The sequence below is a fragment of the Streptomyces olindensis genome, from assembly GCF_040645895.1.
Lineage (GTDB): Bacteria > Actinomycetota > Actinomycetes > Streptomycetales > Streptomycetaceae > Streptomyces > Streptomyces olindensis.
The window spans coordinates 80,833-96,413 of sequence record NZ_JBEYZD010000032.1 but is presented as its reverse complement, the minus strand read 5'-3'; the positions used below and the strand labels follow the sequence as shown (position 1 = coordinate 96,413).

The window sequence follows — 15,581 nt, the reverse complement described above, 5'->3', positions numbered from 1 at the left end:
GACCACATCGGATTCGTCGAACTCGCGGTAGCCACTGCCCCGCCACTGCGGTCACAGCAACCCATGCTGCTCGTAACACCGAAGACGCACAGCACTAACGCCACTACGCCTCAACAACTCACCAACGAACATATACCCCCCGACATAAGAGAGTCTGAGTATCCCGGTCCCCTGGTAGCGGCTGGCGGCGGCTCCGGTCCGCCGCCGGAGGGTCATGGCATCCGGCCGGTAATTCCGTTGTAGGGGCCGACGTTGTGGGAGATTATGCGCGTTTGTGACCTCGCGAGCCGATGAACCCGTTGACGAAGCGGCCCCGCCCGCCCCCGCCGTAGCCGTGACCCCCTCCACCCCGGTGCACCGGGACGGCAACGTCCTGCGCTGGATCATCGCCTACACGTTCTCTGTGGTCGGCGACGCCGCCTACTTCGTGGCGCTCGGCTGGGCCGCGCAGAAGGTCGCCGGGCCGGCCCAGGTCGGCCTGGTGATGGCGGTCGGCGCGATACCCCGGGCGATCCTCATGCTCGGCGGCGGTGTAATCGCCGATCGGTTCGGCCCGCGCCTCGTGGTCATCTCCTCCGACGCGGTCCGCGCTGTGGTGATCCTCGCGGCCGCCGCGGCGCTCGCGTTCAGCACGCCCGGCCTCTGGTTGCTTGTCGCGCTCGCCCTCGTCTTCGGCGTCGTGGACGCCCTGTTCATGCCGGCGGTCGGCGCCATGCCGCCCCGGCTCACCGGCCGCGACCAGTTGATGCGGGTGCAGAGCCTGCGCAATCTGGTGCAGCGGTCCGGCCACATCGCCGGTCCGCCGCTCGCCGGGTTCTCGATGGGGCTCGGCGGCCCCGCCGCCGCGTTTGCCGTGACCGGCGTCCTCTTCACCCTCTCGCTGCTCCTCCTGGCCGCGGTCCGGCTCGCCCCGCTGCCGCCCGAGGAACAGCCCGCCGCGGACTCCACCGCCCGCCGCGACCTGGTCGACGGCATCGTCTACCTGCGCCACGAGCCCGTCGTCGGCCCGCTCGTCCTCTCAGGACTGCTCTCCATGATCGGCTGCATCCCGCCGATGGCGATCGGCGTCATCGTGCTCGCCGAGGAACGCGGCTGGGGCCCCTCTGGCGGTGCCTGGGTGAACGCCGCCCTCAGCGCCGGCGTCTGCACGACCTCGCTCCTGCTCGTCGTGCGCGGCCGCTTCCCTCGGGCCGGCCACTGGCACAACATCGCACTGCTCGTCGCCTCCGCCGGCATCGGCCTGATCGGCGTCATGCCGAACCTCGCCCTCGCGATCGCCGTGGCGCTCGTCTCCGGCCTGGTCTCCGGCCTCTGCGGCGGTCTGGCCCTGGCCCTCATGCAGGCCAACACCGCCCTCGCCTTCCAGGGCCGGGTCGCCTCCGTCCAGGCGCTCAGCGCGGTCGGCATCACCCCAGTGATGTTCCCGCTCTTCGGCCTCCTGGTGGAAGGGTGGGGCGCCGGCCCCACATTCCTCCTCTTCGGTTGCATCAGCATGCTCGGCGCCACGGTCTCCACCGCCTCCCACGCCGTCCGCCATGCCGACCTGGACTTCACGAAGACTGCGGACTGACTCCGGCTCCCGGCCGGGGCACCTAGGGTCCCTTTTCAAAGATCACCCGGGTGGTGGATCGTGGTGGCGTGGTACGGAGTCATGAAGTCACCGACCTGGAATGGGAGTTACTCGCTCCGCTGATACCCAGGGCCGCGACGGGGCCCCCCGCGTGGATAACCGGCAGGTCGTCAACGGGATGGTCTACAAGTTCCGCACCGGGATCTCCTGGCGTGACCTGCCGGAACGCTACGGGCCGTGGAAGACCGTGTACACGCGCTTCCGCCGTTACGCCCTCGACGGGGTGTTCACCCAAGCCCTCCAACAGATCCAGGCCCGTGCCGACGCGGCCGACGACATCGACTGGCTGGTCCAGATCGACTCCGCCATCGTCCGCGCCCACCAGTACGCTGCAGCCACCGGCCGAAAAAAGGGGGGCCGTCCCAGCGGGACGAACCGGACGATCACGCCCTCGGTCGATCCCGGGGCGGGCTGACCATCAAAATCCACCTCGCCTGCGACGGCAAGGGCCGCCCGCTCGCGATCCTGGTGACGCCCGGCCAACGCCACGACAGTGTCTGCGCACGCCCGCTGCTGGAACGGATCCGTGTTCCCCGCACCGGCCCGGGCCGGCCGCGCTGCAGGCCCGGACCGGGTCATCGCGGACAAGGCTTACAGCACTTCCTACGAAGCGGCGGTCACCCTCGCATCGTTCCTGCTCTGGGCAAGATCCGTTTGAAGATGGACCCTGGTTGGCCGGATGCGAAGCTGGCCGAGCCGGAGGCTCGACCGGTGATGCGCGAGTCCGGGAAATGGAGGTGCTCGCTCCTGCCTACGCAGGCAGGATCTCTCCATGTCGACGGATGTCAGCGGAATGATCGAGTGCCGGCCGGGGGCCCGCCTGTGGGGCCCTCACGACGAGGACTCCGTATGGGAGGCTGGCATCGATCTTTTCCTCCTCAACAGGGGCAACGCCTACGACGGTCTGGCCTGCCTCTTCGGAATCCGAAACTCCTTCGGCTTCGAACCCCTCGCGGAAGATCGTGGCTTTCCGGATGACGCCTCGGAGGAGCTGCGAGGTGAGTTCGCTGGCTACGGCGGCCCCCACGATGTGCACGGGACCACCTGGCTGGCCTGGTCCGAGTTGGAGACTACGGACTGGCAGGAGACCGACGCCTCAGGCAGCCGAACCCGCGCCTCAGCTGCGGGGATCGACACCGAATGGGGCCGAGTCTGGAAGGTCATGCGCATCCTCGCCGAAATCCATGGACCCGAGAACGTGCGCCTCGTCGTCTGGTTCCACTGACTCGCGGCCGAGTAACCGGTTGGCAGGCTGGCCAACTACGACGCGCAGTCACACCTGGGACGGTGTGACTGAGCGCTTCAGTTGGCCAGTGAGCACGCGAGTTGGACCTTCCAAGCTCAACGCGCTGCCATCGCTGTGGCTGACGGGCGCGGTCGCCCGATTCAGGTGGGCCTCGCGAGCCCGACATCAGCAGAACGGTCGGAACTCCTTGAAGTCCGGCGTCGGGCGCGGGTCGGGCAGCCGGTAGGCGCCGATCCGCGGCCGACCGCTGGCCGGGTCGGCGGTCCCATCCGCCAGGGCGGCCGGCACCGGACGCCACCCCAGATTGGTCTCGAAGTACGACACGGCAGCGCCGACCGATGGCCACCAGACATCGTCGAGCAGCACGATGCCGCCAGGTCGGACGATCTCGCCCAGGAAGTGGAGGTCCACGAACACGTTGTGGAAGTGGTGGCTGCCGTCGACGAACGCCGCGTCCGCGGCGAAACCCGCGTCGGCCAACCGGGCAAGGAACCGCTGCGATGGTTCGGTCACCAGCTCGGCGATGTCGTCCAGACCGACGCTGCGCAGCAGCTCCCACCCGACACCGTCGTACGCCGTGTACTGGAACGGGTCGATCACCACATGCCGCGGGTTCCGTGAACCGGTGCGCAGCAGCGCCTCGCTGATCGCCAGCGCCGAGCTGGCATAGGCGAGCCCGATCTCGACGACCGTGCCGACCCGTTCCTCCACCAAGACGTCACGTACCTGATCACAGTCGCGCTCCGGCAGCGTGACGGTGGCGAAGTCCGGACCGCCATCGGGACTCCACGGTGGCCCGTGCTCGGCGAGCTCGCGGCGTGCGGCGGCCACTCGATCCGGCCACTCGCCTGCGACTCCTTCCGATTGCACGTTCGAGTTCACGCGGCACACTCCTTCTGGCTGAGGGCACGGGATGTGGATGTGGCCAACTGTGACACTCAGAACGGCCAACTGCAGCGCTCAGTCACAGACGGCGTCGCCGAACGCCAGCGGCGGGAAGCCGAGCGCGAGCACGGCCGGCGGGTCCGGCCCGCCCCGGCCGGAGTGGATCGTCCAGCTCGGCATCGGCACCGGCCGCCCGCCCGCCCAGGTCCACGTCGGCGACTGCTACGCCGTCGGCGACCGCCGCCGCCCCATCGACCGTGACGAAGCCCGCCGGCTCCTGGCCTCGGGGCTGCCCGCCTGCCCTCACAGCCAGCCCGACATCGAGCTCCGCATCCTCGATGGCCTCTGCTGACCCGCGGGTGGGTAATGGGGCCGTTACTCGGCTGGAGGCATCCTGATGCTCACAGCCCCCACAGCCCCTTTCCGAGCGTGCTCACACCACCCGCCAAGGCAAGCAGGAGTACGAGTAGACGTGCCCGCTGTTCGGGTACGCGTCCGGCGAGCTGCCTGCCGATCAGGGCACCCGCTGCCATCGCACCGATGGCCAGGCTCCAGACGGGTGTGCTGAGCCGTGGCGCCCCGTTGGACGCCACCGAGACGGCATTGACCACGACACCGTAGAACTGCGCGCTGGGCACGAACTCCCGTACAGGCCACTCCGCATTGACGGCATAGAGGGACATCGGCGGTCCTCCCACACCCGCCGCGGAGTTCATGAACCCACCCACGGCACCAGCAGTGACCGCCCCCGCACCGCCGCGAAGGACCGCAACGCGCGTGCCGCGCATCACGAGCACGACCGCAAGGGTCACGAGCGCCCCCATGCAGACCATCAGAACAGGCTCGGGCAGCCACCGCGCCACCCATGTCCCGGCCGGCACGGTGCACACGGCTGCGACGCACAACGGAACCATGGCCTTCAGCCGAACCCTCCGCCACCCGACGGCGAGCCCGACGACACTGATGGCCCCGGCGGCGCAGTTGGCAAGTACCACTCCTTGGGTGGGCCCGAGGAGCAGCACAAGCGCTGGAACGGCCACGAGCGCGAAACCCATCCCGGTGAGCCACTGCACGCAGGCACCCAGCAGCACGATCCCGCCCAACAGCAGGTCAGGCACCCACCCACCTGTCACCGGCGGTCCTCTCGGACGAAAGCGCAGCGCTGAACGGCAGGCTACTCGCGTCCAGCGAGCGGCAACAGGCACTCAAGCAGGGCGGTACTGGGCGCTCATGGGGCCGGGGGGCCGGAAGCCGGCCGGGGCCATGTCCGCGAGCGGGCGGGAGACGTCGAAGACGGCCCGCGCCGCATCCGGCAGCCGGCGCGGCTCGGGCAAGGGCGAGCTGCGGCAGCTGAACAAAGGCGGAGCTGTACGAGCGGGCCACCGCGCAGGACCTGCCCGGCCGCTCGAAGATGAGCCGGGAGGAACTCGTCGAAGCCCTCGCCCGGGCCGATCGCCGCCGACAGAAGAACGCCGCCTGACCCCGGCACCGGGGCCGCACACCCTGTCGGCGCCGATGCTGTCCTCCCCCGTGCCCGATCCCCGTCTGCGGCCCGGGTGGGCGGCGGAGCCGAAGTTATGGACAGGGCTTGGTGTTGTCCATTGTCCCCTTCTGAACGCCTGGTGGGCCCCACCTTGATGATGGCCCCACCATGCTCGTTGTCAGGCTGCGGCAACAGCGCGCGAGAACCTTGCCGGGCCCCGGTCTTGGCCCACGGGTGCGGCTCGTGTGACAAGGCATGTGGGGTGTGGGAGCGAACCGGTGATCGGTGGCCTCGGCACCCGGGCCGCGATACCGGTGCGCTCCCCCTTCAATGGGTCAGCAGACCGAACCGTCGATGAAGGCCGCTCGGATCGAGCCGACGTGCGAGCCGAGCAGTCCCAGGGACTCCGCGGTCCTGCCCTCGGCGACGAAGTCACGTCCGCACAAGGTGTTGCTCAGGGCGATGAACGAGTCGGTCAGGGGCATGGAGAGGCCGATCTGGGCGGCCAGCGAGCTCCAGATGACCAGCCCGAACGGAATGTCCTCGGTGAAGTAGCGGTGGTTGACCGAGTCCGGTTCGGGGAAGGACTGCCGACCGTATCCCTGCACGATCCGTTCGACGAGCGTGCCCTCGGTGACGCCGTAGGCACTGGCGAGGAAGTCCCAGAAACAGAACAACCAGAACGGATGGGGCAGCTTGTTGCCTGCTCGCTCGATGGCGCTGAGCACCCGGAACAGTCGTTTATCGGAGTCGTCGGCGACCGGTCTGCTGCTCGCAGTTTGCGTCATCTCAGAGGCCTTTCGAGTCGATAGCGCTGGAACGGTGAGGGCGAATGGGGACGGTCTGTTTGACTCGCGCGTCGGACGGCTGCACGTGCATCCGTGCGGCGAGGGCGACGACGAATCGCCTGGGCGATTGGGGCGGAGATCTGCCGTGTGAAACCGCGTCAGGGGAGTGTGGACGCGACTGGGCGCTCATCGGGCCGCGCGGCGCGACGGCCGGGCAGGTTCATCGGGGAGAGCTGCTTGGTGAAGGCACCCATCTGACCTGCTGTGGGAGCCCAAGCAGATGGGCATGATCGGCCGAGGCCGTGCGGGCACACCGTGGAGGCTTGCCTCTGGAGAAGCGCCGGCCGAAGTGGCGCTGCACGATCTCGATCTCGGGCCCGTCCGGCACGGGAAGGCCATGGCCCCGTGCGGACAACACCGCGCGTTGGGTGAACGGCTCGACAGGACCCCAGCAGACGGTGTGCTGCGCGGCCTCGGTGAGCGGGCACCGGTCGGATCAACCGGCGGACTTCAGGGAACTAGGAGCCCGGTGCGGGCTCAATAGTCTGTTCGAGAAAGAACTCGACGAGGTCGGGGCGGGTGATGTCCCACCTCGCTTCGGCGAGCTTTCCGTCGGTCAGCCAGGTCAGCCGGCGCAGCCGGATCACTGCCTGGCCCTCGGGTACGCGCAACTGCGCCGCGGTTGCGGCGTCGAGCGCGAGGGGATCGATGTAGATGCGGGATTTGGCTGCGGGGATGCCTATGCGGGCAAAGTAGTCGTGCACCGTCAGGTGGCCGAGATCCTCCTCTTGCAGTCGCGGTGCCAACGAGAACGGGATGACGGAGAGCTCGACGGCGATCACGTTGTCGTCGACGTCGAACTTCAGCCGTCGCAGTTGATGCACGGGCGTGTCGCCGGCCACCCCCGGCATCTCCAGACCGGCATCGCGGGCCTGGATTACCGTCGCAGACTCCACCGCATGCCGCCCGGGAATCTTCGGCCCCGGCAGGGACGTGTTGACAAAACGCAGCAGGTTCTCCTGCCGAGCACCCTCGGTGACGAAGGTGCCCCGCCGCCGGTGGCGCTCCACCAGCCCGGCCTGCGCCAGCTCACTCAGCACTCGTTGCGCGGTCGCGCGACCGATCGAGTACAGCTCCTGGAGCTCGGCCTCCGTGGGAAGCCGACTGCCGGGAGGAAGTGCGCCCCCTGAGCGGGGGGCGGCACCCGGAGATCGTCGCGCCCGTGGCTGCGACGGCTGCCTTGCGTTGAAGCGCGCTTCAACTCGTACGGTCGTCGTGTGGCGACCGAGCGGATCGAACAGATCGACGGGACTCTGACCATTGCGGAGACGTCCGAGCTGACCGGGCTCACCCCTTCCACTCTCCGCTACTACGAACGCATCGGGCTGATCGACGGCGTGGAACGCGGGCCGGACGGACGGCGCCGTTATCAGGCGGCGGATCTGGCCTGGATGGCGTTTCTGCTGCGGCTGCGGACGACCGGGATGCCCATCCAGGGGATGTTGGCGTTCGCGGAGCTGCGCCGGGGCGGAAACACCACCGTGCGGGAGCGGCTGGAGCTGCTGCGAAGACACCAGGCACAGGTCAGCAGGAGGTATGAGGCCGTCATGCGCAGCCTCGACGCCATCGACGACAAGATCGCGCACTACGAGCGACTGGTGGAGGAACGGGATGGGGACAGCGGACGACAGGCCTGACGCACGGCGGAGGGACGAGGCGGGCAGGGGCAGGCGGGCCCTCCTGCGGTACGGAGCTGTTGGAGGGGTCGGCGCGATGGCGGCACCCCTGACGGGGGCGGGCGCGGCGGTGGCCGACAGTGCGGACCGTGGGCCGTCCGAGCGGTACGCGCGGGGCGCTGCCCGTATGAAGGAGATCGCCGGCGAGGATGCCCTCGCCACGGTGGAGGCGCTGGAGGACATCGCCCCGGATCTGGGGCGCTTCGTGGTCGAGTTCGCGTACGGGGATGTGCACGCACGGCCCGGACTCGACGTGAGGCAGCGGCAGTTGGTGACCATCGGCGCACTGACCGCCGTCGGGGACACCGCCCCTCAGTTACGGTTCCACATCGGCGCGGCGCTGCATGTCGGTCTGGACGCGGCGCAGGTGGTGGAGGCGCTGATCCACCTGGTTCCCTTCGCGGGGTTCCCGCGGACGCTCAACGCGTTGGCCGCCGCACGCGCCGTGTTCGAAGAGCGAGGGGTGCACATCGAGCCGATCGAGGTGGAGCCCGGCGGGGACCGTTATGCACGGGGCGAGGACAAACTGCGCGAGGTCGACGGCGAGCACGGCATCGAGGTGATCGAGTCCCTGAACGACGTGGCGCCGGATCTCGGCCGGTACATCGTCGAATTCCCCTTCGGAGACATCTACACGCGAGGGGGACTCGACCTGCGGCAACGGCAGCTTGTCACCCTGGGCGGACTGATCGCCTTCGGTGACACGGCACCCCAGCAGAAGGTCCACTTCAATGCCGCGCTCAGAGTGGGACTCTCACCCCGGCAGGTGATCGAGACGGTCATCCAGGCCGTCCCGTACACGGGCTTCCCCCGCGCGCTCAATGCCGTCGGTGTCCTGCGCGAGGTCTTCGAGGAACGCGGGATCCGCCCCGTCTGACCGGTGTGGGCACGATGGAACGGATGGCGGGCCGCCCGTTCGAAGAAGTTCTCCATGCCCCTCCTGTCGCCTGCTGGTCCGGCTCACCCTCTCGGCGGGGCACCGGTCTGCGCCACTCCCCTGCGAGGCCGGTCAGGAGCGGGTGGGTGCGGCGGGCAGGAGAGCCGCGGGCGGCGTGCGCTCCGAGCTCGTGCAGGGCGATGGGCTGGACGGCTTCCGCGCAGAACCAGAAGAGGATCACGTCAGCGATCCGCAGGTGCTCGTACTCCCACGCGACCTGTTGCCTTTTCGCCTCCACCTGCCCGACGGGGAAGCTCTCGCGGCGCGGGGTGAGGACGACGGCCGGCGAGCCGATCGTGTCCAGCTGGAGCACCGCGCGGCGCTGCCAGTTCGGGCATCCGGTGATGCCGCCGCCCAGGAAGAGTGAGGCGGCCTCACCCTCGTAGCGGGCGGGTGCCTCGATGCAGCGCAGAGCGCGGGGCGGCAGCAGCTGGAAGTCGCTGACGGCGATCGCGTCCAGCAGGTCCCATACGAGGGCTTGGGCTTTTGGGCTGCCGTCCGGGTAGGCGCGCGGAGCACGAGGGCCAGCCGCCAGGAGTCGAGCTGCGGGTGTGGGCGCAGCATCTGCTGGACGCCTCGGCAAGGACGCCGCCGGCGGCCAGTCCGTCCAGTCCGCCGTCCAGTTATCCGTCGGTGCTCGCCCGAGCGGACAGGATGCGCGCGGTGTTCCCCGGTCGCCTCCGGCCTGGCACCGGCCGTACAGGCAGCCGGCGGTCAAGACCTCGGCAAGACGCTGCAGTTCATCCGGGCGCACCGGTGAGCGTACGGAGCTGTCCACTCAGCATGTTTTGAACTTCCCCCTCATGATCAGACGGCGACTTCAGGCGTATGAGGGGTGACACGAAGCGCGCGGAATGCCGCTATGAGCGGAGGGCTGCTCTTGCGAAACCATTTGTGAACCGACTTGCTCCGCCGATGTACTGACGTCCCACCGTGAGTCTGCCGCGTGACGGAGGTAGTAGTTGTGACGGGTTATAACGCGCTTGCCGAGGTGTACGAGTGGCTCATCTCGGATGCGAAGCTGGCTCCGGCCGACTTCGCTGCGTCGTTCGATGACGTCCTCAGTCTCCTGCCGCCGAACGCTCACGTCCTCGATTGTTCGTGCGGAACGGGACAGTTGGCGGTCGGCCTCGCCGGTCTTGGCATGCAGGTTGTCGCAACTGACGCCAGCGAAGCGATGGTTCGCCGGACTGCGGAGTTGTCTGAGGAGTTCAAGGCATCTGTCCGGACAGTGCGGACGGACTGGCAAGAGCTGCCCGACCACTTCGATGACGCCACCTTCGACATGGTGTTCTGCGTTGGCAACTCGCTGCACCATGCCGTGGGCGCGAGAGGCAGGGTTGCTGCTCTGGAGTCGATGTCACGGCTTCTGCGCCCTGGCGGGCGCTTGGTACTCACCTCCCGTACTTGGGAACTCGTGAGGGCCAGAGGTTCCCGGCTGGACATCAGTGACCGACTCGTCCGCCGGAACGGTCGCGATGCCCTCGTGGTCTACCGCTGGGAGATTGCGCCGCATTGGGAGGACGAGCACCACATCGAGATTGCGATCGCGCAAGTTGATGCGGCTGGGCCGGTTCTTGTCCGCTCGGAACTGCTGTCGTGCTGGCCGTGCCGATACGACGAACTCGAAGTCGAGTTGAAGCGGGTCGGACTCCGGACGGAAATGAGCACGTTCAACCCCGAGGCCGAGAACTACATGGTGGTGGCGAGCAAGGTATAGGCAACGGGCTCGCAGTCCCTGGCCGGTGGTGCAGGCCGTGACTGGCGCTGACGGACCCGTACCTGGCCGGGCTGAAACGCTTCGGCGCTGCCAGGGAAGAGATCCTGGTCGTGGAGGGTTCGGCCAGAGGACCGGCCTCGGCTGTGACGGCCCGTATCGACTGCGCCGTTGTTCATCGCGAGTTCACGAAGGACAACGACGACTTTTCCCAGGCAAGCTACCGGATCGACACCCTGAGCGAATTGAAGCCGCGCGTGAAGCCGTCACCGTGACCGATGCGCGAGTGGCTGACAGGGGACGTCATCGGCTTCTTCGCGTGGTGATCCCGTGGCCGACGAAGAGAGCGATGCCAAGGCTGCCGAGGCCCACGCCGGCGTAACCGACGAGTTCGCCTTGGGATTCGTTCTTCTTCTCCTCGTCGTAGCTGGTGCTTTCGCCGCCGATCCTTGTGCACCACTGACCTGGTCTCATCGGGCTACCGTCGCACTCGACGGCGTTGCCGTTCACGACCGCCTCGGCGTTGATGAAAAACATGGCCGAGCCGACGATGACCAGAAAGTAGGCCAAGACCTTGAGCCAGCGATGAGTCGCCATCTCCCAACCCTTCAGGCGCAAAAGGACTGCCACGAACCGCAGGGCTGACGATCGTCATGCATCCGCGGTTCGGAAACAAGCTCTGAGGCCGCAGTAGATGCGTAGACCTGTATCAACTGCTGCAGTTGCGAACGCGTCTCCGCGGTCGAGCATCCGCCCGAATGTCGTTCTGCTCTGGGGACTTGAGGGGAGGGGACTGGGCGTGCCCGACGCGGACCAAGCCTGGCGCCAGGCTGTTTGCCTGGGTCATGCCCGCAGATCTTCCGGTACGGGCAGGCACTCGGCGAGCAGGTCGACGACGTCGCGCCAGGCTCGCTGCGCGTGCTGTGGGTGGTAGCCGACGCCGGGGACTGTGGGGTGGTCGACGGGCGGGTGGTGGAAGGCGTGCAAGGCGCCGCCGTAGACAGCGAGGCGCCAGTCGACGCCTGCGGCCTGCATCTCGGCGGTGAACGCGTTCCGTTGTGCGGGCGGCATGATCGGGTCTTCCGATCCGACGCCGGCCCACACCGGGCAGCGGATGCGCGCTGCCTCGCCCGGTCGGCCCGTGGTAGTTGCGTTGACTGTCCCGATCGCGCGCAGGTTGACGCCGGCTCGCCCGAGTTCCAGCGCGATGGCGCCTCCGGTGCCGTAGCCGATGGCGGCGATCCGGTCGGGGTCGGTCCGGGGCTCGGTGCGCAACGCGTCGAGCGCCGCGTGGCCGATGCCCCGCATCCGGTCGGGATCAGCCAGCAGTGGCATGCAACGGGCCAGCATCTCCTCGGGGCCACCCAAATAGCGCCCGCCGTGAAGGTCGAAGGCCAGCGCTACATATCCCAGCTCGGCGAGAGCATCGGCCCGGCGGCGCTCGACGTCGCTGAGCCCCATGCCCTCTGGTCCGAGCAGCACTGCGGGCCGGCGTTCGACACCGGCCGGCAGCGCGAGGTGCCCGATCATCGTCAGACCGTCGGCCGGGTACTCGACCGTACGCGTCGTAATCGTCGTCATGAGACTGGACCGTAGTGATCGTCGAGCCCGGTCCGGCCGGTGTTCTGCCGCTGGCAGAACGGTGCACGTGTCCCTCTGAAATACAGGGGCCGAGCGCGGTCACACCCCTGCGAGGGAGTCGGCTTCCGGGACCGGGGTGGGGTGGTTGTGGCGGAACTGGCCGATCATTCTTTCGACGCCGCCCTTCTCGGGGGCGCGTACGCAGGGTGACTGTTGATCTTCGTGTGATGGCGGGCGAGCTCGCCCGGAAATCGCCCGGCTGGATGGTCGTGTGGTCGACAGTCCTTCGCCGTGAACGAAGTGCTGCCGAAGCGAGCGGCTGCGGTCGACGCTGTGTCGGTCGGTCTTACGCTCGCGGGCCGGGCCGGCGCCCGGGTGGCGGACACCTTCAAAGTTCCGGTCAGCCGGAACACCCTGCTGAGGTTGATCGCCTCGCTTCCGGCCCCGCCATCGCAGCACCCCACGTGGTCGGCGTCGACGGCCGGGTGGCGATCGCGTCAGGGGCCCGCCCTGCCCGGCAGGCGATCGAGCGGTCCCCCGTCGGAGGGCGGCCCGATGCCCAGCGCACGGTCCGGGGCCACGGGCGGCCTCCGTAGTCGTCAGGACGGGGCGCGTCGTATGCGCGTACCGCAACCTGCCGCGGGTGGCCGGGGGCGGGCGCCGTCCCCGCCCTCGTTTGTCGGCCTTCTGTTCAGGCGCCCGGCCGTCGGCGGGCCGATGGGGCCGGGGCGGCGTGTAGCCGTCGTTCGGCGGGGCAGTATCGCAGCCACCAGCGGGGAAGACTGCGATGTGAGTCGTTCAGGCACGGAACCCGACGGCGAGGGGACCAGTATGCGAACCGGCATCGTCATGACCGCGCGCCCCGGTCTGGAGGACCTGGCCGTCCGCGCTGAGGAACTCGGTTTCAGTAGTTTCTGGGTGTACGACACGCCGATGGTCCATGGTGATCCGTTCGTCAGCCTCGCGCTCTGTGCCAAGGCCACCAGCCGGATCAGACTCGGTGTCGGGGTCACCTCACCGGCGCTGCGCTCCGCGCCCGCCGCGGCGGCGGCGCTCGGCAGTCTCAATGCCCTCGCTCCCGGCCGCATCGTCTGCGGGGTCGGCACGGGCAACACCGCGCGCCGCACGCTGGGCATGCGGCCAGTGAGGATGGCAGAGCTGGAGTCGTTCACGGGCGCCCTGCAGGATCTCACCGCCGGCCGCGATACGGACTACCGTGAGGGGGCCCGGGCCAGCAGGGTGCGCTTCCTGCACGTCGGCGGTTACGTCAACACCGAGGACCCGGTGGAGTTCGTCGTGGCTGCGTTCGGTCCGAAAGTCGCCGCCATCGCCGGCCGCCTGGGGACAGGGCTGATCTCCTTCGCGCTGCACGCTCCCGCGGCCTGGTCCGCGCTCGGCCAGGCCCGCCGGGCCGCGGCGCAGGCCGTGGGCAACAGTGAGAAGACGCATGCGTACCTCATCTCCTCGCTGTACCTTCTCGCCGACGGCGAGGACCGGTACGGCGATGCCGTCAAGGACGCGATGGGGCACATCGCGGTGAGCGCGCTGATCCTCGCCGTGGAGAACCCGGCCTTCCGCGCGGCCCTGCCCCGGGAGGAGTCCGCGGCCGTCGATCGCCTGCTCCGGCTTCGCGGTACCACCGCCGCCGATCCCGACCGTCACCATGCGCTCTACCAGAACTATCTCGGCCGACTGTCCCCCGAGGAGCGCGATCTCGTCGTGCCCTCGCTGGTGGACAAGTTCGGTCTGGTCGGTACCAGGGAGGAGGTCCGACAGCAGCTCAACGCGTTGGAGGTGTCAGGGGTCGACGAGCTCGTGATCCAGCCCGTGGTGGACCCTGAGGCGGAAATGGCCGAGCTCGCGCGGCTCCTGCCGTGACGCCGCACAGCGCCGACCGGCACGCTCCGTCACCCAGGTGAGCCGGAGTTCGAGAGTCTTCGGTTTGTCACAAGCGCTCGTTCGGCAGCACCCCGCGACCCGCACGACGCTAGCGTCAGGTCCATGATCGTATGGCTCAACGGCACCCACGGCGCCGGTAAGACGACGACCAGTGCGCTCGTGCAGCAACTGATCCCGGACTCAAGGGTGTTCGATGCCGAGAAAGTCGGCGAGACACTCATGGACATCACCCCGGGGCTGCCCGCGACGGACAACTTCCAGCACTGGCCGCCGTGGCGGCCGCTCGTGGTCGAGACCGCCCGACGCATCCTCGACTACACCGGCGGCACCCTGGTGATGCCCATGACCGTCCTGGTCGAGCAGTACTGGCGCGAGATCAGCTCGGGCCTTGCCCAGCACGCCATTCCGGTCCGGCACTTCGTCCTCCACGCCGACCAGGACACCCTCCGGGCGCGCATCGCGGGCGACACCGTTCTCGGCCCCGACTCACCCTTCCGGCTCCAGTACCTCGAGCCCTATGCCGAGGCGGCCCGCACGTGGCTGCACGCCGAGGCCGAGGTCGTCGACACCACGCACCTCACACCCGCCCAGGCCGCCCAGCAGATCGCGGAGGCCGTGAAGAGTTGAGTCAACGGCCCTCCGGGCTGTGTGGCCGTGCCCTCAGCCCCGCCGGACCGCCCCCAGCTGGGCCCTGTGCAGGTCGGGGGCGGTGAATCGCCGCGCCACCGTGCGCAGGACGCGGGACATCGCCTGGGCGGGTGGGGTGGCGGGGCGTGCCGCGGCGCGTGCGAGGAGGATGCGGCGGGTGGGGGCCGGGACGTCGGAGGCGAACGGCAGGAGGCGTACGTCGCTGCGGCGGCTGGTGAGGGCCAGGCGGGGTGCGAGTGCGATGCCGAGTCCGGCGGCGACCATGGCCTGCGCCTCCTGGTAGTCGTGCGAGGAGTAGGCGATGCGCGGCTCGAATCCCGCCTGGCGGCAGCTCCGGCGCAGCACGTCGGCGACGGGATGGTTGTCGGCGCGGATGATCCACTCCTGGTCGGCGAGGTCGCCGAGGCGCACGGAGGGATGGGTGCGCAGCGGTGAGTCGGCGGGGACGACCAGCACCGTGGGGTCGTCCAGCAGGTGGGTCAGGGCGAGCGCGGGATCGTCGAGGCGGTTCCATTCGTAGTCCCAGAGCAGGCCTTGCTCCACCTCGCCGGTGTGCAGCATCTCCCTGAGTTCCGCGAGGACTCCGGCGCGTACCTCGATGCGGATGCCGGCGTGGCCACGCCGGAAACGGGTGAGGGCCAGCGGCAGCAGGGACGCGCTCGCCGTGGGGAAGGAACCGAGCCGCAAGGTGCCCTGGTCGAGGGCGGCGTAGGAGTCCAGGTCGGCCTGGGCGGCACGGAGTTCGCGGCGGATGGCCTGACCGCGTTCGGCCAGCGCGGCACCCGCCGGGGTGGGGCGGATACCGCGTGGCAGCCGTTCGATGAGGGGCTGTCCCGCTTCCCGTTCCAGCAGGGACATCTGCTGGGAGGCGGCGGAGGTGGTCATGCCGAGGGCCTCCGCCGCGGCGGTGAGCGAGCCGCGTTCGGTGGCCTCGGTGAGCAGCAGCAGACGGCGCACGTTGAGCATGCCGCCGACTTTAGTTGAGCTAAACCCAGGTGAAGCGAACTGCGATTGTTCCGAAGTCATGCCTC

18 protein-coding genes and 1 pseudogene are annotated in these 15,581 nt (G+C 68.9%); 11 read left to right on the top strand and 8 right to left on the bottom strand.

Annotated elements, in window-relative coordinates; genetic code table 11:
* Positions 1–334 precede the first annotated feature (334 nt).
* From ABZ948_RS21710 to ABZ948_RS21695, 4 genes and pseudogenes are all read left to right on the top strand, one after another.
* On the top strand, positions 335–1,570 hold the full coding sequence (locus ABZ948_RS21710) for an MFS transporter (RefSeq protein ID WP_359761870.1): 1,236 nt from the start codon (positions 335–337) through the stop codon (positions 1,568–1,570).
* A gap of 100 nt (positions 1,571–1,670) precedes the next feature.
* Positions 1,671–2,045, top strand: a complete 375-nt coding sequence (locus ABZ948_RS21705) for a transposase (protein ID WP_359761869.1) — start codon at positions 1,671–1,673, stop codon at positions 2,043–2,045.
* Positions 2,042–2,101 (top strand): annotated as a pseudogene (locus tag ABZ948_RS40940) (hypothetical protein); the annotation flags it as partial. The gene ABZ948_RS21705 and the pseudogene ABZ948_RS40940, both read left to right, overlap by 4 nt.
* 301 nt (positions 2,102–2,402) lie before the next feature.
* The gene (locus ABZ948_RS21695; protein WP_435857556.1) at positions 2,403–2,855 is read left to right on the top strand and encodes a hypothetical protein; all 453 of its coding nucleotides are present in this window, start codon (positions 2,403–2,405) and stop codon (positions 2,853–2,855) included.
* Between the two features lie 186 nt (positions 2,856–3,041).
* Here ABZ948_RS21695 and ABZ948_RS21690 read toward each other — a convergent pair whose 3' ends face one another.
* Positions 3,042–3,758, bottom strand: coding sequence for a class I SAM-dependent methyltransferase (locus tag ABZ948_RS21690; RefSeq protein ID WP_359761867.1), 717 nt, complete (start codon positions 3,756–3,758; stop codon positions 3,042–3,044).
* A 49-nt stretch (positions 3,759–3,807) separates the two neighbouring features.
* Between ABZ948_RS21690 and ABZ948_RS21685 the strand changes: the two genes are divergently transcribed.
* Positions 3,808–4,113, top strand: a complete 306-nt coding sequence (locus ABZ948_RS21685) for a DUF6233 domain-containing protein (protein ID WP_359761865.1) — start codon at positions 3,808–3,810, stop codon at positions 4,111–4,113.
* 49 nt (positions 4,114–4,162) lie between these two features.
* Here ABZ948_RS21685 and ABZ948_RS21680 read toward each other — a convergent pair whose 3' ends face one another.
* The 3 genes from ABZ948_RS21680 to ABZ948_RS21670 all read right to left on the bottom strand — a co-directional run bounded on the left by ABZ948_RS21680 (position 4,163) and on the right by ABZ948_RS21670 (position 7,333).
* Positions 4,163–4,879: a TSUP family transporter gene (locus tag ABZ948_RS21680; RefSeq protein ID WP_435857555.1), complete on the bottom strand. Its 717-nt coding sequence runs from the start codon at positions 4,877–4,879 to the stop codon at positions 4,163–4,165.
* Between the two features lie 700 nt (positions 4,880–5,579).
* Positions 5,580–6,032 (bottom strand): NAD/NADP octopine/nopaline dehydrogenase family protein, encoded by a 453-nt coding sequence (locus ABZ948_RS21675; protein ID WP_359761863.1) that lies wholly within the window; start codon positions 6,030–6,032, stop codon positions 5,580–5,582.
* A 518-nt stretch (positions 6,033–6,550) separates the two neighbouring features.
* Positions 6,551–7,333: a GntR family transcriptional regulator gene (locus tag ABZ948_RS21670; RefSeq protein WP_359761889.1), complete on the bottom strand. Its 783-nt coding sequence runs from the start codon at positions 7,331–7,333 to the stop codon at positions 6,551–6,553.
* Here ABZ948_RS21670 and ABZ948_RS21665 point away from each other — a divergent pair.
* Positions 7,310–7,729: a MerR family transcriptional regulator gene (locus ABZ948_RS21665; RefSeq protein WP_359761887.1), complete on the top strand. Its 420-nt coding sequence runs from the start codon at positions 7,310–7,312 to the stop codon at positions 7,727–7,729. The two genes, ABZ948_RS21670 and ABZ948_RS21665, sit on opposite strands and share 24 nt — an antisense overlap.
* Before the next feature lie 76 nt (positions 7,730–7,805).
* On the top strand, positions 7,806–8,645 hold the full coding sequence (locus ABZ948_RS21660) for a carboxymuconolactone decarboxylase family protein (RefSeq protein WP_359761861.1): 840 nt from the start codon (positions 7,806–7,808) through the stop codon (positions 8,643–8,645).
* Here ABZ948_RS21660 and ABZ948_RS21655 read toward each other — a convergent pair.
* Positions 8,587–9,018, bottom strand: coding sequence for a nucleoside 2-deoxyribosyltransferase domain-containing protein (locus ABZ948_RS21655; protein ID WP_359761885.1), 432 nt, complete (start codon positions 9,016–9,018; stop codon positions 8,587–8,589). The genes ABZ948_RS21660 and ABZ948_RS21655 overlap by 59 nt on opposite strands.
* A 651-nt stretch (positions 9,019–9,669) precedes the next feature.
* Between ABZ948_RS21655 and ABZ948_RS21650 the strand changes: the two genes are divergently transcribed.
* Positions 9,670–10,425 carry a class I SAM-dependent methyltransferase gene (locus tag ABZ948_RS21650; protein WP_359761883.1) on the top strand — a complete coding sequence of 252 codons (756 nt, stop codon included), beginning with the start codon at positions 9,670–9,672 and terminating at the stop codon, positions 10,423–10,425.
* A gap of 143 nt (positions 10,426–10,568) precedes the next feature.
* Positions 10,569–10,697, top strand: coding sequence for a hypothetical protein (locus ABZ948_RS21645; RefSeq protein ID WP_359761859.1), 129 nt, complete (start codon positions 10,569–10,571; stop codon positions 10,695–10,697).
* A 28-nt stretch (positions 10,698–10,725) separates the two neighbouring features.
* On the opposite strand, the gene ABZ948_RS21640 is transcribed toward ABZ948_RS21645, so the two are convergent.
* A complete protein-coding gene (locus ABZ948_RS21640) occupies positions 10,726–11,019 on the bottom strand; it encodes a hypothetical protein (RefSeq protein WP_359761857.1) in 294 nt (97 codons plus the stop codon).
* A 246-nt stretch (positions 11,020–11,265) separates the two neighbouring features.
* Positions 11,266–12,003, bottom strand: coding sequence for a dienelactone hydrolase family protein (locus ABZ948_RS21635; protein ID WP_359761855.1), 738 nt, complete (start codon positions 12,001–12,003; stop codon positions 11,266–11,268).
* An 831-nt stretch (positions 12,004–12,834) separates the two neighbouring features.
* On the opposite strand from ABZ948_RS21635, the gene ABZ948_RS21630 reads away from it, so the two are divergent.
* Positions 12,835–13,881, top strand: a complete 1,047-nt coding sequence (locus ABZ948_RS21630) for an LLM class flavin-dependent oxidoreductase (RefSeq protein ID WP_359761854.1) — start codon at positions 12,835–12,837, stop codon at positions 13,879–13,881.
* Positions 13,882–14,004: 123 nt separating this feature from the next.
* On the top strand, positions 14,005–14,529 hold the full coding sequence (locus ABZ948_RS21625; RefSeq protein WP_359761852.1) for an AAA family ATPase: 525 nt from the start codon (positions 14,005–14,007) through the stop codon (positions 14,527–14,529).
* 33 nt (positions 14,530–14,562) lie between these two features.
* Here the strand turns inward: ABZ948_RS21625 and ABZ948_RS21620 are convergent, their stop codons facing one another.
* Positions 14,563–15,516 (bottom strand): LysR family transcriptional regulator, encoded by a 954-nt coding sequence (locus ABZ948_RS21620; protein ID WP_359761850.1) that lies wholly within the window; start codon positions 15,514–15,516, stop codon positions 14,563–14,565.
* Positions 15,517–15,581: the final 65 nt, after the last annotated feature.

Excerpts from the sequence above, each read along its gene's own strand:
- ABZ948_RS21705 (WP_359761869.1), top strand. The coding sequence starts at position 1,671 with ATGGGAGTTACTCGCTCCGCTGATACCCAGGGCCGCGACGGGGCCCCC.
- ABZ948_RS21695 (WP_435857556.1), top strand. The coding sequence starts at position 2,403 with ATGTCGACGGATGTCAGCGGAATGATCGAGTGCCGGCCGGGGGCCCGC.
- ABZ948_RS21675 (WP_359761863.1), bottom strand. The coding sequence starts at position 6,032 with ATGACGCAAACTGCGAGCAGCAGACCGGTCGCCGACGACTCCGATAAA.
- ABZ948_RS21660 (WP_359761861.1), top strand. The coding sequence starts at position 7,806 with ATGGCGGCACCCCTGACGGGGGCGGGCGCGGCGGTGGCCGACAGTGCG.
- ABZ948_RS21640 (WP_359761857.1), bottom strand. The coding sequence starts at position 11,019 with ATGGCGACTCATCGCTGGCTCAAGGTCTTGGCCTACTTTCTGGTCATC.
- ABZ948_RS21635 (WP_359761855.1), bottom strand. The coding sequence starts at position 12,003 with ATGACGACGATTACGACGCGTACGGTCGAGTACCCGGCCGACGGTCTG.
- ABZ948_RS21630 (WP_359761854.1), top strand. The coding sequence starts at position 12,835 with ATGCGAACCGGCATCGTCATGACCGCGCGCCCCGGTCTGGAGGACCTG.
- ABZ948_RS21625 (WP_359761852.1), top strand. The coding sequence starts at position 14,005 with ATGATCGTATGGCTCAACGGCACCCACGGCGCCGGTAAGACGACGACC.
- ABZ948_RS21620 (WP_359761850.1), bottom strand. The coding sequence starts at position 15,516 with ATGCTCAACGTGCGCCGTCTGCTGCTGCTCACCGAGGCCACCGAACGC.